Below are 21,265 nucleotides of genomic sequence, written 5' to 3'. Positions count from 1 at the left end.
TCTCCTTTTAGGGGACTGGCTGTTTCTACCTTTCGAGTGTGGTAAAATCAGATATCCAAAGCCCGCGCCGCCACGCAAAAAAGCCCGCTCGAAAGAGCGGGCTTTTCATTTGCATCTTACACAGCCGCTGTGGGCTCATAGGCGTTATAGATATAAAACGCGCGATCCATGGCCTCCAGTGCGCGGGAAACCAGCTTTTCCTCAGGCGTCGCGTATTCATCGTCGCCCTCCTGGTCCCCGGTATCGATGACGGGCAGCTCCTCCAACGGCTTGGAGGACACAATAAAGGAGCCCAGTTTGTCCGTCGTAAAGCTCACTTCGTCCATGTCGTCGGAATACGCCGCCTTGTCGGTGTAGAGCGCCATCCTGCCGTTTTCATACCGGTAGACATAGGCGTAAGCCTCCCGGTGGTCGGAAAACTCATCCATCTCCACCGTGATGGTGGCAGGCGAAGCGAGCTCCTGGGTATCCCAGAACATGATGGTGGCGAGAATCCCGTCGGTGTTATAGTGCTTGCTCACCGGTGTGATCATCTTTTTGACAGCGAAAAGGTTGATAGCGTCCTGTATCTGGCTATTTTGGAACCCCACTTCGTAACCCTCAAAATCAAACGTGATGTCCTTACCCAGGGCGGCCTTCATTCCCTCTTTTGTCACGTTGGAGCACTCCGGGTCCTCCAATACGCCTTCGTTATTTTGAAGCGCGTACAAAACCTGTCCATTGGTGATGCCGCTTGCTTTGTTGAGCTCCGTCATCTTGATATCGTCAAACTTATATTTGAGCCTCTTGACCCCCTTCTCCGTCTCTACAATCCGGGAGGCGCTGACTTGAATTTCAAATTTGGGAATGCTTTCAAGGGCAGTGGGATTGGTGGTCGTCAGCCGGACCACCCAGTAACCTCGGTCGCCGTCAAAGAAGGCTTTGGCCTCACAGGCGCTGCGGCCAAAGATGACGTCGGCACTGACAATGTCCCCGGGTTTACTGCTGTTGGCGGGCTCTTTGCGGTTAAAGGTGGTCAGCTTTACGCTGTTGCCTGTTTCATCCACATAGCAAAAGATCAAATCCACAAAACGATTGCCGTTTTCGTCCATCTTTTCATCACTTTTATAGAGCAGATACATGTCCTGCTCCACCGAAATTGCACTGGCTGGCAGGACACAAAGCATGAGCAGTATCGCCGCCATAAGGAGTGCCACCGTCTTTTTTACCATGATGCACCATCCTTTCTCCTGATCTTTCCATTCCCATTATAACATCGCGTGTGCCCAATACAATGACGTAATTCTGAATTTTTTAAAAGAAGCTCGGTAAAAATGGAGCATCCTGCAGCATTCTTCCTTGTCCACCATAAATCTAAAAAAGGCAGCCGCTAAATGCGGCTGCCTTTTTTATGGTTCATTGCGATTTCTTATTTTTTCAGGGCTACTGCGCCAGCTGCTGCTGCAACGATAGCGCCAGCAACTGCCAGGCCGACAACGTCGTTAGCGCCGGTGCCCGGGTTATTTTTGGTAGTGGTGGGTTTTTTCACAGTCGAAGTGGTGGAAGCATTGGTAGCGTTGCTCAGAGGCTCGGCAGAGATAACCAGGCTGCCCAGTTTGTTGGTTTTGAAGGAAACCATCTCTCTGGCTGCGTCATAGGTCGCTTTATCGGTGACCAGGACCAGTTTGTCGCCCTCAAGTCTGTATACATAAGCTTTGTTGGTCTTATGGGTGTTGGAAAACTCGGTGCATTCCATCTCAACACCGATCTCGACAGGCAGATCGTTTTTGTCTTTGAAATCCAGGAAGCCGAGGATCTTGTCGGCACCGTATTTCTCAACCAGTTTGTCGATCTTCTCGAGAGAAGCGCGGAAATTGAGGGAATTTTTGATGCCAGAACCGACGGTCAGGGTGTAGCCGTCATACGGGAATTTGAAGCTTTCGCCGGATTTGATGGCTTTAAAAGCGTCGGCGGAGACAACGTATCTGCCGTTGGTAGCTACATCTGCATCGTCGATACGGGCTTTGTTGATGTCGTTTTCATCGATCATGCCGGTATCTTTGACAACCAGCTTTAAATCGCCCTTATAGACATTACCATCAGCATCTTTGCCTTCAATGTGAAGTATCATATCGTAGTCTTTAACGGCGGCAATATCTTTGGTCTTCATTTGAATCATCCAGACATTGGTTGGCTGATTGCCTTCATCATCGAAGAAAAAGGCTGGAGAATAAACGGTAGTAGACCCCTGTTTGACTTCTGCTTTTGTAATTTCAAAATTAGAGTCCGCCGCATCACTAGCATAAGGGATAACATAGAATGCGTCACCCGCTACATAAGCGTAATTACCATCTGCAGCTACATCGATTGGCTGACCATCTGATCCCAGAATGGTAAAGTGATGAATGGGAGAGGTAACATTGATACCGAATGCGACAGAAGCCATGCCAATGCACATGACGACCGCCAGTACCAGAGCTAATACTTTTTTCATTGGTATTTCCTCCTGATTTTCTCAATATTTTTGGAAGGGGTTTCCCTTTCCATCTCTTATTATAACCATTCATTTTCCAAAGGTTTAACTAGACTTGATACAGTTTGTTACCTTTTTGTAAACAATGATTTAAAAAGAGTGGTCATAATTTGTTCACAATGTCTAAAAAGAAAGAAACATCACAAATTCTCTAATTCTGATTGATCAAATATTATTCGTACTTTGGGAGCATATTACCAGTATGAAACCAAGGAAAGCGACGCAGCTACTTTGGTTGAAGGGCTTTTGAATACATCATTGGTAATCGCTTATAAAACAACAAAAAAGAGAGATGCGTTTGCATCTCTCTTTTTCTTATCACATCGAAATGTTATTTCGACAGATTATTTTTTCAGAGCAACGAAGCCAGCTGCCATTGCAACGACTGCGCCTGCTACTGCCAGGCCGACAACATCGTTAGCGCCGGTGCCCGGGTTTGCTTTGTTGGAAGTAGTCTCAGCTTTCGCATCGGTCAGAGGCTCAGCGGAGATAACCAGGGTGCCAAGTTTGTTGGTCTTGAAGGAAACGGTCTCTCTGGCTGCATCATAGGTCGCTTTGTCGGTGACCAGAACCAGTTTGTCGCCTTCGACTCTGTAAACATAAGCAACGTTGGTCTTATGGGTGTTGGAATACTCGGTGCACTCCATGTCAACGCCGATTTCGACAGGCAGATCGTTCTTGTCTTTGAAATCGATGACGCCCAGGACTTTGTCTTCGCCGTATTTCTCAACGATCGCGTCGATCTTCTCAACGGAAGCGCGGAAGTTCAGAGCATTTTTGATGCCAGCGCCGACGGTCAGGGTGTAACCAGCATACGGGAATTTGAAGGTCTCGCCGGATTTGATCGCTTTGAAAGCGTCAGCGGAGACAACATATCTACCGTTGGTAGCAACATCAGCGTCGTCGATGCGAGCTCTGTTGATGTCGTTCTCGGTGATCATATCAGTGTCTTTGACAACCAGAGTCAGGTCGCCTTTGATGACAGTGCCATCTTCCAGTTTGCCTTCAACATGCAGAACAGTGTCATACTCTTTGACAGCAGCGATGTCTTTGGTCTTCATCTGAACCATCCAGACATTGTTTGCCTGATTGCCTTCATCATCAAAGAAGAAAGCCGGGGTGTAAACAGTGGTGGAACCCTGTTTAACTTCTGCTTTGGTGATTTCAAAGTTGGAATCGCCGTCTGCAGTGGCATAAGGAATGACATAGAAAGTGTCGCCAGCGACATACTGGACAGTACCCTCTGCGTCTACAGCGCTGATCTCACCGTTTGCGTCCATAACGGTAAAGTGGTTAACTTTCTCGGTAGTGGTGATACCGAATGCTACAGAAGCCATGCCAATGCACATGACAACTGCCAGTACCAGTGCAAGTACTTTTTTCATTGGTGTTTCCTCCTAAAAATTTTTCTTCTAACAAGGATTTCCTTGTCTGTAACCTATTATAGCCATCTCCTCCTAAATTTGCAATAGTTTTTTTGATATTTCTCTATTCTTTTGTAACTTTTCTGTAATAACTAACATTTCTCCTCCTTATTTCAGCAAGATGTACAAAAAACCGCAAAAAAAGAGAGATGCTTACGCATCTCTCTTTTTTGTGATCTTAACGAAGTTCTTTCGTCAGATTATTTTTTCAGAGCAACGAAGCCAGCGGCTGCTGCGACGACCGCACCTGCGATGGCCAGGCCGACAACGTCGTTAGCGCCAGTGCTGGGGTTCGTTTTGTCGGTGGTGGAACCAGAGCCGGAACCGTTGGAAGCGCCTTTGATCTCTTTGGCAGAGATAACGAATGCGCCCAGGCGGTCAGTCTCGAAGGAGATATACTCTCTCGCAGAGTCGTAGGTGGCATTCTCAGTCACGAGGACCAGCTTGTCGCCTTCGATTCTGTAGACATAGGCTTTGTTGGTTTTGTGGGTGGAGCTGAACTCGGTGGCCTCGACATCGATCTTCAGGGTGGCGGGCTGTTTGTTGGAGTCAGCGAAAGCCAGCAGGGACAGGATGCTGTCCGCGCCGTATTTCTCGGCAACTTTGTCGATGGACTGCTGCTGGGCACGGAAGTTCAGGGTCTCTTTGATGCCGGAGCCGACAGTGACTTTGTAGCCGTCATACGGGAAGGTGAACTTCTCACCGGACTTGATGGCCTGGAAGGCTTTGTAGGAGACGACATATCTGTTGTCAGTGTCAACAACATTGTTGTTGTTGAGTCTGGCATAATCAATGTCGGTCTTCTCGATCATGTCCTTATCCTGGACGGTAAAGGAGAAGGTATCCTCATACTTGGTGGTCTTGGTCACATCCTCGCTGTTCTCATCGGCAGCGGGAGTGAAGGAAGTGCTCTCAGCAGAAACTTTTACCTTGACAACATAGCCTTTGACAGCGGCCAGGTCCTCAGGGCGAATCTGGATGAGCCAGTTGTTTTTGGGGTTGGTGCCGCTGTTATCATAGTAGAAAGCAGCTTTGATGGTGGTGGAACCGCTGACAATGTCGACGTTGGTGATTTTGGTCTCGGTCCAAGCGCCGGTCTTGTCCTCAGCTTTTGCGGGGAAAGAGAAAACGTTGACATCCCCGGCAGATTTAGGAACCACATAGAAATCGTCGCCATTGACGAAGACAGGGTCGGGAGGGGTGTCTTTCTCGGTAGCGTAGTTGTCGCCGTTCTCGTTGGTCAGGTATTTAAAGTCGATTCCCTCTTTGATGTCGATGGCAAAAGAAGTTGCTGCCAGGCTGAAGCACAGCACAACGGCCAGCACAAGAGATAAAGCTCTTTTCATTCTTTTTCCTCCTGAATTTTTATTTTCGAGCCATCGTTTTGCCCGATGACGTTATTATAAATGACCGGCTATTATCTTGCAATATTTCGTTCTTCTGTTTGTCATTTATTTGTTACTTTTATGCGAATATCCTCATTTTTTGGCGGATAACACAAAGAAACTTTTAAGATCTGGCAGTATTTCCGAAATGATGTAGATAAAAAGAGAAATTTAGGAATTTTTTTGGACTTCAGTTCCATTTTATTTCCATGCTATGGCAAGTCGTGCTGCTTTTCCCAGTAGAAAAGGGGGATTTGTTATAAAAACGCCGAATTTTTCTCTGTCAAGTTAATTTCTTGCCGCGTATGCTTGTTGCTGATGTGGGAACATGGTAAAATAAGGACTATTCCTTTACACCCCTCCCCCGCTATCCAAGGGGCGGACGGGGTATTCTATCAAGTAGCGGTCTTTATATAGGAAGTGCCTTCTTTATAATAGAGGAGAATCAGTCATGACGGATTTTATCATCGAAAAATTTATAAAAAATAGCGCTGATACCGCCAATCCCACGGTGCGGGAGAGCTATGGCAAACTGGCCGGAGCGGTGGGCATTGTCTCGAACCTGCTGCTCTTTGCCATGAAGATCGTGGTGGGGCTCCTTTTTTCCAGCATCGCCGTAGTGGCCGACGCCGTCAATAACCTCTCCGACGCCGGCAGCTCGGTGATCACCCTGGTGGGCTTTAAGCTCTCGGGCAAACCCGCGGACAAAAAGCACCCCTACGGCCACGCCCGGATGGAGTACATCACCGGCATGATCGTCTCCTTCGTCATTATCTTTTTAGGGCTGCAGCTCCTCTCCACCTCCTTTACGAAAGTCCTGCACCCCGAGGCGGAGACCTTCAGCCTCCTGACCGTGGCGGTCCTCCTTGTCTCCATTGCCGTCAAGCTCTGGCAGGGGCTCTTTAACCGGCGGGTGGGATGGCGTATCAAGTCCGAAGCCCTCCAGGCCACCGCCGCCGACAGCTTAAACGACGTCTATGCCACCGCCGCCGTCCTCGTCGGCGCCCTCATCGCCCACTTCACCGGCTGGCAGTTGGACGGCTATCTTGGTGTTCTCGTGGCCGCCTTTATCATCGTCTCCGGCATCCGGCTGGTCATCGACACCGCCAACCCCCTCTTGGGGCTCGCTCCCGACGACGCACTGGTGGAAACCATCCATCACACCATTCTCGCCTATGACGGCGTCATCGGTATGCATGACCTAGTCATCCACAACTACGGCCCCGACCGCTGTTTCGCCTCCGTTCACGTGGAAGTCCCCGCCAGCCAGGACATCCTCATCAGCCACGACGTCATCGACAATATCGAGCACGACTTTAACCACAATTTCCATATTCACCTGGTCATCCATCTGGACCCGGTGGTCACCGACGACGAGCAGATTAACCACCTCCGGGACCAAGTCCAGACCATCGTGGCAAATATCTCCGACGGCATTTCCATGCACGATTTCCGGGTGGTGGTGGGAACAACCCACACCAATCTCATTTTCGACGTATCGGTGCCGGTGGATTTCCCCCTACCCGATAAGGAGCTGTGCCACCTCATCTCCCAGGACATCAAGCGCATCGACCCCCACTATTTCACGGTGATTACCGTGGACCGGGATTACATGTCCACCACCACAAAGGAGCAAAACGCATGAAAACGTTATGGGATGAACAGACCGTTTTTGAACAGGAGGACCTGCGGGACATCGATTTCTCCGATGAAGAACTCCACCGCCTGACCTTTACCCGCTGCAATTTCAAAGGGGCCAACATGGTGGGGCTTCTTACCCAAGGGTGCACCTTCACCGCCTGCGACTTCTCCTTTGCCCAGATGGGGGAGTCCCGGCACGTCCACACCACCTTTGCCGGGTGTACCTTCTCCGAGTGCAGCCTCTTCGGCGCGGAGCTGGAGCAGTGCAAATGCATCGGCTCCTCCTTCTCCGGGGCCTCCCTGACGGGGCTCACCCTCCGGGGCGGCAACTTTGCGGGCTGTTTCCTATCGGGACAGAATCTTAAATCCATGGTCCTCGACGGCATCAATTTCAGCGGCGCCAATCTGCAAAACTGCAACTTAGAAAAATCCAGCCTCCAAAATTGCGACCTGACCCGCGCCATCCTCTCCGGGGCCAACCTCAAAAACGCAGATATCCAGGGGGCGTGCATCGACGGGGTGGATATGCGCCAGGTTCTGATGAAGAACACCCGCATCGACGTGCCCCAGGCCATTGTGATCGCCGGATGCCTGGGCTGCCGGTTGGGATAGGGCGTCCATTTCCGCAAAAAAATGTTGACAGCAAAAAAATGCGCGCTATACTAAAAGACAGTGGCCCTTGGAAAACTGAATAGCTGCAGAAGAACTGGGGAGCCAATGAAATTGGCTGAGAGTGAGGTGTTGTCCTCTTACTCATTGAACCTGTACGGTTAAGACCGGCGTAGGGAGTTTCGCGTATTTGATATATTGAGAAAAAGCAAAGACCAAACGCACCCATCCGGTGTGTTTGGTCTTTTTTATTTTTCGCTTCTCCCGACTCCTCCTCTGTGGCTGTACTCCAAGACGCCTGTTTTTGAGGAAAAGGAGATGAAAGTCAAATGAAAATCAATGGAAATGCCGTTACCCTCTCAACCCCCACCCCCCTGCTCGATTTTCTGCGGGAGCGGGGCTATCGCCCGGAACTTGTCGCCGTGGAGCGAAACGGCCAAATTGTCCCCAAGGCCCAGTTTGCCGCCACCACCCTGATGGATGAGGACGAAGTGGAAATCGTCAGCTTTGTGGGCGGCGGCTGAGAGGGGAGCAAGCAATGAATATTTCTCTCAACGGCGCTCCCCTCACCGTACCGGAGGGCCTCACCCTCTTTTCTCTGCGGGAGCGCTGCCGGCCCGCCGCCGACGTGATCATCGCCGGCGGCTTTCAGACAAGCGCGGACCGGCCGCTTCGGGAGGGCGATCAGGTGGTTTTCATCCGCAAAGGGGAGATGCCCTCCCGGCAGGAGCTGGAAAGCATGATGGCCGCCCGCCACACCCCCTTTGTCCACGAGCGGGTCAAAAAGGCCCGGGTGGGGGTGGCGGGGCTGGGGGGCCTCGGTTCCCACATCGCCGTCATGCTGGCCCGCACCGGCGTCGGACACCTCATACTCGCCGACTTTGACGTGGTGGAGCCCAGCAATCTCAACCGCCAGCACTATTTTATCAGCCATCTGGGGATGCCCAAAACCGACGCCCTCGCCTCCCAACTACATGAAATCAACCCCTTTATCGAGGTGGAAACCCACAACGTCCGGGTCACCGTCGAAAACGCCGCGTCTCTCTTCGCCGGGTGCAAGGTGGTCTGCGAGGCCTTCGACCAGCCCCAGAGCAAGGCGGAACTGGTGAGTGTCCTCTTACAGGACTTACCCGGCGTCCAAGTGGTGGCGGCCTCCGGCATGGCGGGGTACGAAAGCGCTAACGGGATCATCACCCGGCGACAGTTTTCGAGGCTCTACTTATGCGGCGACGGCGCCAGCGAAGCCAAGGAGGGCCAGGGCTTGATGGCGCCCCGGGTCTCAGTCTGTGCCGGGCACCAGGCCAACATGGTATTGCGCCTGCTGTTGGGCCTCGACGAGCCCTGATGGCCGCCTATCTTCTGTCCGACGCCTCACCCATCCTTAAAATGCCCCGCGTATTCTCCCCGCCTGGGGCCCTGCGTAGGTAAAACCCACCAGACCCGATGGCATTCCTTGCGGCGTCTGCGTCTCACCGCCGGGAGCAAATGAAACCACCGCAGACTATCAACCGGCCCGACAGCGCCCGCGATGAAGTCGGCGGGACGCCCCGGGCTCCTCTCCGCTATACCAGCGCGACAAGGCCCCACAAAGCATTCGCCCGTTACTTACCACACAAAGCGCCCCTTTTGGTCGCTTTCCATCATAAGGAGGATCTCATGAAAGACGTTTTAAAAATCGGACCCAAAGAATTTTCCTCCCGCTTTTTTCTGGGCACCGGAAAATTCTCGTTAGATAAAACCGCCGCCGCTATTGAGAAAAGCGGTACTGAAATGGTCACCCTGGCCCTGCGCCGGGCAAACCTGGGCGGGGAGGGCAATATCCTCGACTACATCCCCAAGACCGTGACCCTGCTGCCCAACACCTCCGGCGCACGCACCGCCGAGGAGGCGGTGCGCATCGCTCGGCTGGCCCGGGAACTCGGGTGCGGTGACTTTATCAAAATCGAAGTTATTCACGACAGCAAATACTTAATGCCGGACAATTACGAGACCGCCAAGGCCACCGAAACTCTTGCCAAGGAGGGCTTTGTGGTGCTGCCCTACATCAGCCCCGACCTGATCGCGGCCCGGGACTTGGTGAACGCCGGGGCCGCCGCCGTCATGCCCCTGGCCGCTCCCATCGGCTCCAACAAGGGGCTTTTGACCCGAGACTTTATCAAGATGCTTATCGACGAAATTGACCTGCCCATCGTGGTGGACGCGGGCATCGGCAAGCCCTCCCACGCCTGCGAGGCCATGGAGTTGGGCGCCGACGCGGTGCTGGCCAACACCGCCGTGGCCACCGCCCGGGATGTGGTCGCCATGGCCCACGCGTTCAAGCTGGCAGTGGAGTCCGGGCGGGAGGCCTATCTGGCGGGCCCCGGCCGGGTGCTGGAATTTGCCGGGGAGGCCTCTTCCCCCCTCACTGGCTTTTTGCAGGATTAGGGGGCGATGAACATGCAAACCATGGATGTGACAAAACTGCGGGTGGACAATACCCGGCCGCTGATGGACGAGGTCCTCTCCCACTATGACGACTACGACTTTTCGTCCTTTACCGACGCCGATGTCCTGCGGGCGCTGGAAAAGGAGGCCCTTTCCCCGGAGGACTATGCGGCCCTTCTCTCCCCCGCCGCCGAAAGGCATCTGGAGGAGATGGCGCAAAAGGCCCGCCGGGAGACGGCCTGCCACTTCGGCAACACGGCCAGCCTCTATACGCCGCTTTATATCGCCAACTACTGCGTCAATCACTGTACCTACTGCGGCTTCAACTGCACGAATAAAATTCATCGTGCCAAGCTCACCTATGAGGAGATTGACCGAGAGCTGCACAGCATCGCCGAGAGCGGCCTGCGGGAAATCCTCATCCTCACCGGGGAATCACGCTACCACTCGGATGTGGAGTACATCGGCCGGGCCTGTGAGATTGCCAAACACTACTTCACCACCATCGGCATCGAGGTCTATCCCATGGAAACGGAGGAATACGCCCAGATCCAGCGGTACGGCGCCGACTTTGTCAGCGTCTATCAGGAGACCTATGACCGGGCGCGTTACAAGGAGGTCCACCTCTCGGGACCCAAGGCGGACTTCGCCTACCGCTTTAACGCCCAGGAACGGGCACTGCTAGGCGGTATGCGGGGGGTGGGCGTGGGGGCGCTTTTGGGCCTCGGGGACTTTCGCCGGGACGCCTTTGCCGCCGGGCTCCACGCCCAGGCGCTCCAGCGCCGGTATCCCCACGCGGAGGTATCCTTCTCGGTGCCCCGGCTGCGCCCCTACATCAACAATGCAGAAAATAACCCCAACGACGTCCACGAAACCCAGCTTCTCCAGGTAATGCTCAGCTACCGTCTTCTCATGCCCTTTGCTGGCATCAGCATCTCCACCCGGGAGCGGGCTGGCTTCCGGGACCACGTCGTCGGCATGTGCGCCACCAAGATTTCCGCCGGAAGCAAGGTGGGGGTGGGCGGCCACGACGAGGACGCCAAGGGGGACGAGCAGTTTGAAATCTCCGACCCGCGGGGGGTGCACGAGGTGGAGCGGATGCTCTATGCCAGAGGCCTCCAACCGGTCTACCGGGACTACATTCGGATGTAGGAGGCGGCCATGGTCATCGTCGTCACCAATCGCAAGCTCTGCGCCGGGGACTTCCTCGCCCGCCTCGATTCCCTCTGCCGGGCGAAGCCGGGGGCCGTCCTCCTGAGAGAAAAGGACCTGCCCGAATCCGATTACGCCGCCCTGGCCCGGTCGTGTCAGGAAATCTGCGTCCGACAGGAAGTCCCCCTCATCCTCCACGGCCATCCGCAGATCGCGCGGGAGCTGGGGCTTTCCCAGGTGCATCTTCCCCTCCCCGCTCTGGAAGCGCAAGCAGCAGCGCTTTGCGGCCTACGGGCGGGCACTTCGGTCCACAGCGTGGAGGATGTCCGTCGGGCCCAGGCGCTGGGGGCGTCCTACCTCATCGCCGGGCACATCTTCTCCACCGCCTGCAAGCCCGGCCTCCCCGCCCGGGGGCTTCGCTTCCTAGGGGAAGTCTGCCGGGCGGCCAAGGTTCCGGTCTACGCCATCGGCGGCGTCCAGGCTGGACGGGTGCCAGACGTCCTCGCCCAGGGAGCGGCGGGCTTTTGCATCATGTCGGAACTCATGGAGTGCCCCGACCCCTATGAGCGGCTCTCTTCTTATATAGATATAGAAACCGCCGCGTCCCTGGGCTGATTTCTTTTTCTCCGCCCGCGCTTTCCAATTTCTGCGGCTGGCGCCTCCCGATTCCCCCGGTGAGCGCATAGCGGGTGGGCGGCTGGCGTATATCGAAGGCCCGCTCGGCGGATGCCGGGAAGCCTTAACCGGGGCGCTCGATTTCACGCCCAACACCGAAGGGGCCCCGCAGGCCCTCATTCTCCATAAGAAAGCGCCCGGCGGCTCATCGAGAGCCGTCGGGCGCTTCTATCTTTCTTATATAAATGAGTTTAGCCCTGCAAGCCTCTGGCCTGCCGGTCCATGTCCTCGATGACGATGTCAAAGATTTCTCCCAGGCCGGCGCAGTACTGAAGGACCTCCCAGGGCTCGTTGGTGTGAAAGTGGATTTTGATGAGGTCCTCATCCCCCACGGCCAGCAGACAGTCCCCTTTGAAATGCGCGGTAAAATAGTCGTTGATGGCGTCCTCGTCCAGGTTTTTCCCTTCGATGAGGAGCTGCGTGTCGTATTTATATTCCAGCATCCGCGTTTTCCTCCTCTGTTTTCTTTAGCTTTTTGAGATACCACACGTCACAGCCGAAGTGTCCGGTGCCGGGCAGCGGGGCCGAGAGCTTCTCAAAGCCGTTTTTCTCATAAAACCGCTGGGCCGGTATCATATTGCCGAAGGTTTCCAGGTAACAGGACGTATAACGCCCCTCGGCGTAACGAAGGCACCGCTTGAGAAGCTCCGCCGCGATGCCGGTGCCTCTGGCCTTAGGCAGACAGTACATCTTTTGCAGCTCGCAGACCCCGGGATTGCCGGGCAGGGGCCCGACGCCGCAGCCGCCCACGACCCTGCCGTCCTCTTCGGCCACCCAGTACCGGGCCCCTTCCTCCCCGTAGAGCTCGGAGAAGCGGCCCAGGTTGGGGTCGTACCAGGCGGTGCCGGGGCGCGCGCCGTCATATTCCAACAGGCACGCCCGGATGATCTTTTCGATCTGGGCATTGTCCCGCGCCTCGATCTCTCTGATCAGCACATCTCATCCCTCCTCTTCCAGGGATTGGAGCTGGGAAAGCCAGAGCGCCGCCGAGGCGTCGCTGGGCATCCGCCAGTCGCCCCGGGGGGAGAGGGACACCGAGCCCACTTTGGGCCCGTCGGGGAGACAGGAGCGTTTGAACTGCTGGGCAAAGAAGCGGCGGTAGAAGTTTTTGAGCCAGTGGAGGATGGTGGCCCGGTCGTACTCCTCCCCGAAGGCGTACTGTGCCAGACGCAGCACCTTTTTCGGCGGACAACCCCAACGGATGCCGTGGTAGAGGAAGAAGTCGTGGAGCTCATAGGGCCCGACGATGTCCTCGGTCTTCTGTTGGATTTCCCCCTCCTTGGCCGGGAGAAGTTCGGGGCTCACCGGGGTGTCCAGGATGTCGAGGAGCACCTTCTTTAGCTGCGCGTCCCCGGTCTTCCCCGCCTCGTGGGCCACCAGATGCCGCACCAGGGTTTTGGGGATGGAAGCGTTAACGCCGTACATGGACATGTGGTCGCCGTTATAGGTGGCCCAGCCCAAGGCAAGCTCGGAGAGATCCCCTGTACCCACCACCAGGCCCCCGGTCAGGTTGGAGATATCCATAAGCACCTGGGTCCGCTCCCTGGCCTGGGCGTTTTCATAGGTGACGTCCTGGTTCTCCGGGTCTTTGCCGATATCGGAGAAGTGAACCTCCACGGCCCGGGCGATGTCCACCACCCGCACCTGGACCCCCAGGCGCTCACAGAGGATTTCCGCGTTGCTCTTGGTACGCTGTGTTGTGCCAAAACAGGGCATGATGACCGCCACAATATCGGTCCGGGGCCTGCCGGCACGCTCCATGGCCCGCACGGTTGCAAGAAGCGCCAGGGCCGAGTCGAGTCCCCCCGATACGCCCACCACCGCCGTCTTGGCATGCGAGTGGGTCAGGCGCTTGGCCAGCCCCGCCGCCTGGATGGTCAAAATATCCTCGCAGTTGCGCGCGAGGGCGCGAGGATCCGACGGGATAAAGGGGCTGCTGCTCACCGGCCGGGTGAGGGTTGTCTCCCGCATCCGCTGGGAGAAGGGAATGACCAAAAAGCCCTCTCCCTCCACATGGGGGAAGGAGGTCAGACGCCGCCGTTCAAAGCTCAGACGGTGGGTGTCGATTTCACTGACCGTGAGGCCGGTGGTGAACTTCCCGCTCTCGCCGAGCAACACGCCGTTTTCCGCGATGAGATCGTGTCCGGCGAAGACCATGTCGGTGGTGGACTCCCCCTCCCCAGCGTCGGCGTAGAGGTAGCCGCAAACAAGCCTCGCCGACTGTCCGGTGACGAGTCTGCGGCGGTACTCGTCCTTGCCCACCGTCTCGTTGCTGGCCGAAAGGTTGGCGATAACGGTGGCTCCCGCCGCCGCCAGGGAGATGGAGGGGGGGCTCATGGCCCACAAATCCTCGCAGATTTCCACGCCCAGCACAAATTCGGGCAGCTCCTCGCAGGAGAAGAGGAGCTTCTTACCAAAAGGCACCGTACGTCCCCAAAGGGAAATTTCGGCGATGCCGTCAAAGGCGGGGGTAAATTGCCGCCGCTCATAAAATTCGCCGTAGTTAGGAAGATTGGTCTTGGGAACAAGGCCCAAGACCTCCCCCTTCTGGCAGACGGCGGCGCAGTTATAGAGCTTGCCGCGATGGTTCACCGGCAGTCCCGCCACCACCACCATGTCGGTGTCCTTTGTGCGCTCCAATAGCTTTGCCAAAGCGTCGAGGGCGCCGTTTAGCAGCGTCGGCTGCAAAAACAAATCCCCGCAGGTGTAGCCGGTCAGCTGCAATTCCGGCAGCACCAGCAGCTGCGCCCCTAAGGCGTCGGCTTCTTGCGCGAGCTGTGCCGCCTGCTCCCCATTATATACGCAGTCGGCCACCCGGACTTCGGGCGTCCCCACCGCGACTTTAATTATTCCATCTTTCATTGTGTCATCCTCGATTTCTATCGGTTTACTTCCCCACTTTGGGGGATGTGCGTTCACGCATTCTTTGCCGTCGCCACGCCTGTCCTTTTTCTGAGACAGCGCACGCATTTTGCCTTTTTTCCTAAGTGAGGCTGCCGCACTGATTCCGCAGAACATCCACCCGCTCCCGGATGTCCGCCTCGTGCTGCTCCTTGGTGGTGCTGGGGTCCCGGGTGTCGTAGAAAAGGGAACAGGGAAGTTTGGGGCAATCCCCGCAGCTTGTAAGCCCCCGCCGGTTGACACAACAGTCATAAAGCGGGCAGACTTCCAGCCCCAGATAGGGCGCCCAGGAGACCCTGCCCTTGAGCTTTTCGCACCCCGGGCATTCCTTCCCAAAATCCACACAGTCGCTGCAGATGCAGCCGCACACACTAACGATCTTTTCCATCCACTCAGCCTCCCCTGTCGTCCCAACCCATGTTTCCCACCCTGTTGGAAGGATGGGCCTGTATAAGGAATATTATACCATGAAAATTCCGCGCCGCCTACCCTGGCTCCGCCTTTCTCTTTACCGCCCATTCACAAGTCGTTCAAAATTCCGCTATCTCTGTGTTCATAGAAATGGTATAATATGTCATACTAAAGATAAAGCGCAGGATTCACCGGAATCTGCGCAAAAACCTAGGAGGTAACTGTGTTGTCACTTTATAGCGCAGGCATCGAAGAAGTTCTGGCAAAGTACTCGGTCAGCGCGTCGGCGGGACTCCCTTCCGGGGAGGCCCGGGCCCGACTGGAACGGCAGGGGCCCAATGAACTCAAGGCAAAGAAAAAGAAGACCTTATTCCAGCGCTTCCTCGATCAGTTTAAGGACGTCATGATTCTGATCCTGATCGCGGCGGCCGTCGTCTCCTTTGTGGTGGCCCTGGGCGGCCACGACGCCAAGGAGTTTTTCGAGCCCGCTCTCATCCTGGTGATTGTCGTCCTCAACGCCATTCTGGGCGTCGCTCAGGAGAGCAAGGCGGAGAAAGCCCTGGATGCCCTCCAGGGCCTCTCCGCCCCCCACGCCCGGGTGGTCCGGGACGGGGCTGAGCAGATCATCGACGCCGTCCAGGTGGTCCCCGGCGACATCATCCTGGTGGAGGCGGGGGACTTTATCCCGGCCGACGCGAGACTCCTCGAATCGGCCAGCCTCAAGTCGGAGGAATCGGCCCTCACCGGCGAATCGGTGCCCTCGGAGAAGGACGCGGCGGAGCCGGTGGAGGACGGCGCGCCTTTGGGCGACCGGCACAATATGCTGTATTCGGGCTGCTCGGTCACCTACGGCCGGGGCCGGGCGGTGGTCACCGCCACCGGCATGGACACCGAAATGGGCAAGATCGCGGGGCTTCTCGACAACGAGCAGGACACCCAGACCCCCCTCCAGCAAAAGCTGGCGAAATTGGGCAAATATCTGGGCATCCTGGCTCTCATCGTCTGCGCCGTCATCTTTGCGGTGGGGATGATCGACGGCATCCCCCTCTTGGAAATCTTCATGACCTCGGTCTCCCTGGCTGTTTCCGCCATCCCCGAGGGATTGCCCGCCATCGTCACCATCGTCCTCTCCATCGGCGTCCAGCGGATGGTCAAGAAAAACGCCATCATCCGCCGCCTCCCCGCGGTGGAGACCCTGGGCAGCGCCTCGGTCATCTGCTCGGACAAGACCGGCACCCTGACCCAAAACCGGATGACGCTCGTCAAAGCCTTCGACGGAGATTCGGGCGTTATGGAGGACATTTCGGAGCAAAACTCCCCCGTCATCCGCACCCTGCTGCGGGACGCGGCGCTGTGCTGCGACGGCTCGGTGGTTTTTGAGGACGGTAGGGAGAAGCACATCGGCGACCCCACCGAGACTTCCATCGTGCTGGCGGCCTACAAAAACGGCATGCCCAAGGAAAAACTAAACGCCGACTTCCCCCGTCTGAGCGAGCTTCCCTTTGACTCGGACCGCAAGCTGATGACCACCGTCAACCGCATCGACGGGGACAACGTGGTCATCGTCAAAGGCGCCTTTGACATGCTGGCCACACGGTGCGTTTCCGGGGACCTGGAAAAGGCGCGGGAAGTGGTGGACACCCTTTCCAGCCAGGCGCTGCGGGTGCTCGCCGTGGCGGTCAAGGTGATCGACACGGCGCCCCAAGTCCCCACCAGCGAGGAGCTGGAAAACGGCCTCCATTTTCTGGGCTTAGTGGGCATGATCGACCCGCCCCGCCCCGAAGCCAGAGAGGCGGTCAAAATCTGCCGGAAGGCGGGCATCCAGCCGGTGATGATCACCGGCGACCACGTGGTCACCGCCTCCGCCATCGCCAAGGATTTGGGCATCCAGCTCGACGGGGACGACGCCATCACCGGCGCGGAGCTCTCCGCTATGAGCGAGGAGGAGCTGCAAAGCCGGGTGCGGACCATCTCGGTCTACGCCAGGGTCTCCCCCGAGGATAAAATCCGCATCGTCAAGGCCTGGCAGAGCCAGGGCGAGGTGGTTTCCATGACCGGCGACGGCGTCAACGACGCCCCCGCCCTCAAGGCCGCCGACATCGGCTGCGCCATGGGCATCACCGGCACGGATGTGGCCAAGGGAGCCGCCGACATGACGCTGACCGACGACAACTTCGCCACCATCGTCGACGCGGTCAAAGAGGGCCGCGGCATCTACGAGAACATCAAAAAAGTGGTCGCCTTCCTGCTCGGCACCAACATCGGCGAGGTGCTCACCGTCTTTATTGCCATGCTCATCTGGCGGCAATCGCCGCTACTCTCCATGCAGCTACTCTGGATTAACCTGATCACCGACAGCCTCCCCGCCATCGCGTTGGGGATGGAGGCGGTGGAATCGGATGTGATGGACCATCGCCCCAAGCCCAAAAGCGAGGGGATCTTCGCCCACGGCCTGGGGGTGCGCATCGTCTTGCAGGGCGCGCTCTTCGGACTTCTCTCCCTCATCGCCTTCTGGATCGGCAAGAGTGCCACCGGCGTCATCGAGGGCGGGCGCACCATGGCTTTCATCGTGCTGGCCCTCTCCCAGGTGGTCCATTCCTTCAATATGCGCTCCCACCACTCCCTGTTTAAAACCGGCTTCTTTTCAAACAAGTATTTAAACGGCGCCGCGGCCATCTCCGTCGTTCTCATGGCCTTGGTCGTCTTTATCCCGCCGGTGGCCACCGTCTTCGGACTCATCCAGCTTTCCGCACCCCTCTATCTGGAAGCGCTGGGCTTGGCCCTCGTCCCCCTGGTGGTCCTGGAACTGAGCAAGGCCCTAGGCCTCATCAAACACCACAAATAAGAGAAAGAAAGCCGCCTATTGAGGCGGCTTTCTTCTTGCGGTGGGCTGCGGACTTCGGCTGGCGGCCCCCACGGCGGCCTCCCCCGCCGTGCCCTGCCCGCAGGCCCTGGGCGTGCCGGCTCGGACTATCCCATCGCGCTGGGGTCCCCATAGGCCGGCCCATCGGATGCTTCCAAAACCACAGAGCTTGCCTGGAGTGAATCAAACCCTCCCGCAAAAATGTCCTGTGCTCCCCGCCTGCTTCTCCGCAGCGGCTTTTTCGGTGCGTTCACAGCACCGGCTAGTTCCGTATAGCGGCCCGCACCACAGCAGCAAAAAAGCGGTCTCCCTCAGGAGACCGCTTTTTATTTACTTTCCCTTACGGGCGCAGGCCGCTGCCACCCTGGAGGGTGATGGTTTCACCGGTGACATAACTGGCGTCGTCGGAAGCCAAGAAGACGCACACTTTACCGATGTCCTTTTCCGGATCAGCAAAACGTCCAAGGGGGATGCCCTGGATGGTCTGCTGGTAGAGCTTGGGATATTCGTCCTTCCATTTTTCCAGACCCGGGGTCATAGCCAGCGGGCAGACCACGTTGACGTTGATGCCGAAGGGGCCCCATTCCGCCGCCGCCACACGGGACATGCCGCGGATGCCCTCCTTGGCTGCCGCATAGGAGGATTGTCCCAGCTTGCCGAAGAGCCCGGCGCCCGACGCAAAGTTGATGACGCTGCCTTTGGTCTCTTTGAGGTAGGGGAAGGCCTCCCGCATATAAAAGAAAGTCGCATACAGACCGGAATAGATTGCTAAGTCAAAGTCCTCTTTGGTGTGGTCCACCAGCATGGTGCCGGATTTGGACACCTGGGCGTTATTGATCAGGCAGTGGATTTTGCCAAAGCGGTTGACGGCCTGATCGACCACGTTCTTGACCGCCTTCTCGTCGCCGCCGTCGGCCACGACAAACAAAGCCTCGATGCCGTAATCAGCCTCCAAGTTTTCCTGTGCCTCCACCAAGGTGCTGGCCGTGCGGCCCGTGATCACGATGTTGGCGCCCTCTTCCGCAAAAGCTCTGGCGATGCCGTAGCCGATGCCCCGCGCGCCACCTGTAATCAGGACTGTTTTGCCTTCCATGCGTTTCATAACGTTACCTCCAAGTCGGATGAAATGATATTGTTAAGTTGTTAACATTCTTTCCATCTGTACTATACCCCTTTTCCTCCTGGGAGTCAATGGATATTGCGAAAAATTTAACAAAGTTTTCGTACTTAACCGGCGCAATCAAAAGCAGCCGCTGTTGCGGCTGCTTTCTCCCATGAAGGGCGGATACCCCAAGAGAAAAAGGCGGCATGGAATACTCCATGCCGCCTTGCGCCATCGCGCTCTCTTTCTTCATTGCTTTAAGCAAACAGGTCGGACAGCTCATGCTGGCAGTAAATCCGCACCCCGTTTTTGCTCAGGACGTCGGCAGCCTTCTCGGTGTCGGCCACCCGTAAAATCATATAGGCCAGATCCTTTCTCCGGGTGATAAAGGCATAGGTATATTCCAAATTGACGTCGTTATCCCCCAGGATATCCAGCACCTTGACGAGACTTCCGGGTTTGTCGGGAATTTCCACCGCCAGCACCGGCGTGATGGAACAGACATAGCCCGCCTCTTTGAGGACACAGGCGGTTTTATAGGAATCGTCCACAATAATTCTCAAAATACCGAAGTCCTCCGCGTCGGCTAAGGACATGGCGCGCATATCAATGTCGTTTTTCTCCAGCAGCTTGGTAAACTCCGCGAGCTGACCGGGTTTGTTCTCTAAAAAGACAGAGATCTGTTTGACAGTCATTTATTTCGCCCCTTTCGATTCATACAGTTTCCGCTTGTCGATGATGCGCACGGCCTTGCCCTCGCTGCGGGCAATGGACTTGGGCGCCACCAGCTTGACGACGGCATAGATGCCGAGCATCGCTTTGAGGGCTTCGATGAGCTCTTTCTCCCGGGCGGACACTTCGCTCAGCGCGTCGGAGAACATCTCCGGGGTCATCTCCACCTGGACTTCCAGACGGTCGCTGTTGTTCTCGCGGCTGACGATGATCTGGTAGTTGGCCGGATAGCCCTTGTTGAGGAGCACCGTCTCGATCTGGGACGGGAAGACGTTGACGCCCTTGACAATGAGCATGTCGTCGCTGCGGCCCATGGGCTTGCTCATCTTGACGAAGGTTCTGCCGCAGGAGCATTTCTCCCGGGTCAGGACACAGATATCCCGGGTGCGGTAGCGCAACAGCGGGAAGGCCTCCTTGGTGATGCTGGTGAAGACAAGCTCCCCCTTCTCTCCCTCGGGCAGGACCTCGCCGGTGATGGGGTCGATGATCTCGGCAATAAAGTGGTCCTCGTTGATGTGCATGCCGGTCTGTTCGCTGCACTCGAAGGAGACGCCGGGTCCGGAAATCTCGGTGAGGCCGTAGATGTCATAAGCCTTGATGCCCAGCTTTTCTTCGATGTCGCGGCGCATTTCCTCGCTCCACGCCTCGGCGCCGAAGATACCGGCTTTCAGCTTGATCTGGTCCTTGAGCCCCCGCTCCTGGATGCTCTCGCCCAGATAGGCGGCGTAGGAGGGGGTGCAGCAGAGGATGGTGGAACCCAAATCGCACATAAACTGAATCTGACGCTCGGTGTTGCCGGAGGACATGGGCAGGGTCAGGGAGCCCACCTTATGGGAGCCGCCGTTGAGGCCGGGTCCGCCGGTGAATAATCCGTAGCCGTAGCAGACGTGGACCACGTCGTCCTTGGTGCCGCCGGCCGCCACAATGGCACGGGCGCAGCACTCATCCCACAGGTCGATATCGTTTTGGGTGTAAAAGGCCACCACCCGGCGCCCGGTGGTGCCGCTGGTAGACTGGATGCGCACGCAGTCGTGGAGGGGGGCCGCCATCAGTCCGTAGGGATAGGCGTCCCGCAAATCGTCTTTGGTCAAAAAGGGCAGCTTGTGCAGATCGTCCACCGACTGGATGTCGTCGGGGGTCACACCCTTTTTTTCCATCAGGTTGCGGTAATAGGGCACATTCTGATAGACGCGCCGCACGGTTTTGACCAGGCGTTCATCCTGCCAGGCCCTGATTTGTTCCTGAGAGGCACACTCGATCTCAGGCTGGTAATAATTCTGCATGGTAAACGTTCCTTTCTTTGGGTGACTTCCTCATCCAGACGCAAGCAACCGATACGCTGCCCATTGGCTCCGGACTTTTCTTTTCCATCCCTCACCCGGATTCTCGGCCGGGTGTTTTGAGTGTATTATACCATTTTCTCCCGGCCAGGAC

General features: G+C 56.6%; 20 protein-coding genes and 1 riboswitch. Of the genes, 8 read left to right on the top strand and 12 right to left on the bottom strand.

Annotated elements, in window-relative coordinates; translation table 11 throughout:
- Positions 1 to 116: 116 nt before the first annotated feature.
- The 4 genes from H8709_RS08285 to H8709_RS08270 all read right to left on the bottom strand — a co-directional run bounded on the left by H8709_RS08285 (position 117) and on the right by H8709_RS08270 (position 5,282).
- Positions 117 to 1,211, bottom strand: a complete 1,095-nt coding sequence (locus H8709_RS08285; protein ID WP_262397910.1) for a hypothetical protein — start codon at positions 1,209 to 1,211, stop codon at positions 117 to 119.
- Between the two features lie 197 nt (positions 1,212 to 1,408).
- On the bottom strand, positions 1,409 to 2,473 hold the full coding sequence (locus H8709_RS08280) for a hypothetical protein (RefSeq protein ID WP_262397909.1): 1,065 nt from the start codon (positions 2,471 to 2,473) through the stop codon (positions 1,409 to 1,411).
- 383 nt (positions 2,474 to 2,856) lie between these two features.
- Positions 2,857 to 3,897, bottom strand: coding sequence for a hypothetical protein (locus H8709_RS08275; RefSeq protein ID WP_262397908.1), 1,041 nt, complete (start codon positions 3,895 to 3,897; stop codon positions 2,857 to 2,859).
- 239 nt (positions 3,898 to 4,136) lie between these two features.
- Positions 4,137 to 5,282: an LPXTG cell wall anchor domain-containing protein gene (locus H8709_RS08270; RefSeq protein WP_262397907.1), complete on the bottom strand. Its 1,146-nt coding sequence runs from the start codon at positions 5,280 to 5,282 to the stop codon at positions 4,137 to 4,139.
- A gap of 490 nt (positions 5,283 to 5,772) precedes the next feature.
- Here H8709_RS08270 and H8709_RS08265 point away from each other — a divergent pair, with 490 nt between their 5' ends.
- From H8709_RS08265 to H8709_RS08235, 7 genes are all read left to right on the top strand, one after another.
- On the top strand, positions 5,773 to 6,966 hold the full coding sequence (locus H8709_RS08265; RefSeq protein ID WP_262397906.1) for a cation diffusion facilitator family transporter: 1,194 nt from the start codon (positions 5,773 to 5,775) through the stop codon (positions 6,964 to 6,966).
- A complete protein-coding gene (locus H8709_RS08260) occupies positions 6,963 to 7,574 on the top strand; it encodes a pentapeptide repeat-containing protein (RefSeq protein ID WP_262397905.1) in 612 nt (203 codons plus the stop codon). Before H8709_RS08265 ends, H8709_RS08260 begins: the two co-directional genes overlap by 4 nt.
- An 85-nt stretch (positions 7,575 to 7,659) precedes the next feature.
- Positions 7,660 to 7,767, top strand: a riboswitch (TPP riboswitch).
- A 133-nt stretch (positions 7,768 to 7,900) separates the two neighbouring features.
- Positions 7,901 to 8,095 carry a sulfur carrier protein ThiS gene (thiS, locus tag H8709_RS08255; RefSeq protein WP_262397904.1) on the top strand — a complete coding sequence of 65 codons (195 nt, stop codon included), beginning with the start codon at positions 7,901 to 7,903 and terminating at the stop codon, positions 8,093 to 8,095.
- A 14-nt stretch (positions 8,096 to 8,109) separates the two neighbouring features.
- Positions 8,110 to 8,916, top strand: coding sequence for a sulfur carrier protein ThiS adenylyltransferase ThiF (thiF, locus tag H8709_RS08250; RefSeq protein ID WP_262397903.1), 807 nt, complete (start codon positions 8,110 to 8,112; stop codon positions 8,914 to 8,916).
- A 311-nt stretch (positions 8,917 to 9,227) separates the two neighbouring features.
- A complete protein-coding gene (locus tag H8709_RS08245) occupies positions 9,228 to 9,995 on the top strand; it encodes a thiazole synthase (RefSeq protein WP_262397902.1) in 768 nt (255 codons plus the stop codon).
- Between the two features lie 12 nt (positions 9,996 to 10,007).
- A complete protein-coding gene (thiH, locus tag H8709_RS08240) occupies positions 10,008 to 11,147 on the top strand; it encodes a 2-iminoacetate synthase ThiH (protein WP_262397901.1) in 1,140 nt (379 codons plus the stop codon).
- 9 nt (positions 11,148 to 11,156) lie between these two features.
- The gene (locus tag H8709_RS08235) at positions 11,157 to 11,762 is read left to right on the top strand and encodes a thiamine phosphate synthase (RefSeq protein ID WP_262397900.1); all 606 of its coding nucleotides are present in this window, start codon (positions 11,157 to 11,159) and stop codon (positions 11,760 to 11,762) included.
- A 251-nt stretch (positions 11,763 to 12,013) separates the two neighbouring features.
- On the opposite strand, the gene H8709_RS08230 is transcribed toward H8709_RS08235, so the two are convergent.
- The 4 genes from H8709_RS08230 to H8709_RS08215 all read right to left on the bottom strand — a co-directional run bounded on the left by H8709_RS08230 (position 12,014) and on the right by H8709_RS08215 (position 15,111).
- Complete coding sequence (locus H8709_RS08230; protein ID WP_262397899.1) at positions 12,014 to 12,265, bottom strand: kinase to dihydroxyacetone kinase; 252 nt, start codon at positions 12,263 to 12,265, stop codon at positions 12,014 to 12,016.
- Positions 12,252 to 12,758 carry a GNAT family N-acetyltransferase gene (locus H8709_RS08225; RefSeq protein ID WP_262397898.1) on the bottom strand — a complete coding sequence of 169 codons (507 nt, stop codon included), beginning with the start codon at positions 12,756 to 12,758 and terminating at the stop codon, positions 12,252 to 12,254. Before H8709_RS08225 ends, H8709_RS08230 begins: the two co-directional genes overlap by 14 nt.
- A gap of 3 nt (positions 12,759 to 12,761) precedes the next feature.
- Positions 12,762 to 14,684, bottom strand: a complete 1,923-nt coding sequence (locus tag H8709_RS08220) for an NAD(+) synthase (RefSeq protein WP_262397897.1) — start codon at positions 14,682 to 14,684, stop codon at positions 12,762 to 12,764.
- A 121-nt stretch (positions 14,685 to 14,805) separates the two neighbouring features.
- On the bottom strand, positions 14,806 to 15,111 hold the full coding sequence (locus H8709_RS08215) for a DUF3795 domain-containing protein (RefSeq protein WP_262397896.1): 306 nt from the start codon (positions 15,109 to 15,111) through the stop codon (positions 14,806 to 14,808).
- A 246-nt stretch (positions 15,112 to 15,357) separates the two neighbouring features.
- Here H8709_RS08215 and H8709_RS08210 point away from each other — a divergent pair, with 246 nt between their 5' ends.
- A complete protein-coding gene (locus H8709_RS08210; RefSeq protein WP_392391672.1) occupies positions 15,358 to 17,979 on the top strand; it encodes a calcium-translocating P-type ATPase, PMCA-type in 2,622 nt (873 codons plus the stop codon).
- Between the two features lie 358 nt (positions 17,980 to 18,337).
- On the opposite strand, the gene H8709_RS08205 is transcribed toward H8709_RS08210, so the two are convergent.
- Genes H8709_RS08205 through H8709_RS08190 form a run of 4 tightly spaced genes read right to left on the bottom strand, consistent with a single transcriptional unit; the run spans position 18,338 to position 21,114 of the window.
- Positions 18,338 to 19,099, bottom strand: coding sequence for an SDR family NAD(P)-dependent oxidoreductase (locus tag H8709_RS08205; RefSeq protein ID WP_262397894.1), 762 nt, complete (start codon positions 19,097 to 19,099; stop codon positions 18,338 to 18,340).
- A gap of 4 nt (positions 19,100 to 19,103) precedes the next feature.
- Entirely contained in the window at positions 19,104 to 19,382 is a 279-nt protein-coding gene (locus H8709_RS08200; protein ID WP_262397893.1) for a hypothetical protein, read from the bottom strand.
- Positions 19,357 to 19,794, bottom strand: a complete 438-nt coding sequence (locus H8709_RS08195; RefSeq protein WP_262397892.1) for an ACT domain-containing protein — start codon at positions 19,792 to 19,794, stop codon at positions 19,357 to 19,359. Before H8709_RS08195 ends, H8709_RS08200 begins: the two co-directional genes overlap by 26 nt.
- Positions 19,795 to 21,114, bottom strand: a complete 1,320-nt coding sequence (locus H8709_RS08190) for a phenylacetate--CoA ligase family protein (protein ID WP_262397891.1) — start codon at positions 21,112 to 21,114, stop codon at positions 19,795 to 19,797.
- Between the last annotated feature and the right edge of the window lie 151 nt (positions 21,115 to 21,265).

Source organism: Zongyangia hominis, assembly GCF_014385095.1.
In the GTDB taxonomy this organism is placed as follows: Bacteria; Bacillota; Clostridia; order Oscillospirales; family Ruminococcaceae; genus Zongyangia; species Zongyangia hominis.
This window is presented reverse-complemented; position numbering and strand designations above follow the sequence as displayed.

What these genes read in the sequence shown, in the direction of transcription:
- H8709_RS08285 (WP_262397910.1), bottom strand. Translation starts at nt 1,211, where the DNA reads ATGGTAAAAAAGACGGTGGCACTCCTTATGGCGGCGATACTGCTCATG.
- H8709_RS08235 (WP_262397900.1), top strand. Translation starts at nt 11,157, where the DNA reads ATGGTCATCGTCGTCACCAATCGCAAGCTCTGCGCCGGGGACTTCCTC.
- H8709_RS08245 (WP_262397902.1), top strand. Translation starts at nt 9,228, where the DNA reads ATGAAAGACGTTTTAAAAATCGGACCCAAAGAATTTTCCTCCCGCTTT.
- H8709_RS08200 (WP_262397893.1), bottom strand. Translation starts at nt 19,382, where the DNA reads ATGAGCTGTCCGACCTGTTTGCTTAAAGCAATGAAGAAAGAGAGCGCG.
- H8709_RS08260 (WP_262397905.1), top strand. Translation starts at nt 6,963, where the DNA reads ATGAAAACGTTATGGGATGAACAGACCGTTTTTGAACAGGAGGACCTG.
- H8709_RS08280 (WP_262397909.1), bottom strand. Translation starts at nt 2,473, where the DNA reads ATGAAAAAAGTATTAGCTCTGGTACTGGCGGTCGTCATGTGCATTGGC.
- H8709_RS08195 (WP_262397892.1), bottom strand. Translation starts at nt 19,794, where the DNA reads ATGACTGTCAAACAGATCTCTGTCTTTTTAGAGAACAAACCCGGTCAG.
- H8709_RS08265 (WP_262397906.1), top strand. Translation starts at nt 5,773, where the DNA reads ATGACGGATTTTATCATCGAAAAATTTATAAAAAATAGCGCTGATACC.
- H8709_RS08230 (WP_262397899.1), bottom strand. Translation starts at nt 12,265, where the DNA reads ATGCTGGAATATAAATACGACACGCAGCTCCTCATCGAAGGGAAAAAC.
- H8709_RS08215 (WP_262397896.1), bottom strand. Translation starts at nt 15,111, where the DNA reads ATGGAAAAGATCGTTAGTGTGTGCGGCTGCATCTGCAGCGACTGTGTG.
- thiF (WP_262397903.1), top strand. Translation starts at nt 8,110, where the DNA reads ATGAATATTTCTCTCAACGGCGCTCCCCTCACCGTACCGGAGGGCCTC.
- H8709_RS08205 (WP_262397894.1), bottom strand. Translation starts at nt 19,099, where the DNA reads ATGAAACGCATGGAAGGCAAAACAGTCCTGATTACAGGTGGCGCGCGG.
- H8709_RS08190 (WP_262397891.1), bottom strand. Translation starts at nt 21,114, where the DNA reads ATGCAGAATTATTACCAGCCTGAGATCGAGTGTGCCTCTCAGGAACAA.
- H8709_RS08270 (WP_262397907.1), bottom strand. Translation starts at nt 5,282, where the DNA reads ATGAAAAGAGCTTTATCTCTTGTGCTGGCCGTTGTGCTGTGCTTCAGC.
- thiH (WP_262397901.1), top strand. Translation starts at nt 10,008, where the DNA reads ATGCAAACCATGGATGTGACAAAACTGCGGGTGGACAATACCCGGCCG.
- thiS (WP_262397904.1), top strand. Translation starts at nt 7,901, where the DNA reads ATGAAAATCAATGGAAATGCCGTTACCCTCTCAACCCCCACCCCCCTG.
- H8709_RS08275 (WP_262397908.1), bottom strand. Translation starts at nt 3,897, where the DNA reads ATGAAAAAAGTACTTGCACTGGTACTGGCAGTTGTCATGTGCATTGGC.
- H8709_RS08220 (WP_262397897.1), bottom strand. Translation starts at nt 14,684, where the DNA reads ATGAAAGATGGAATAATTAAAGTCGCGGTGGGGACGCCCGAAGTCCGG.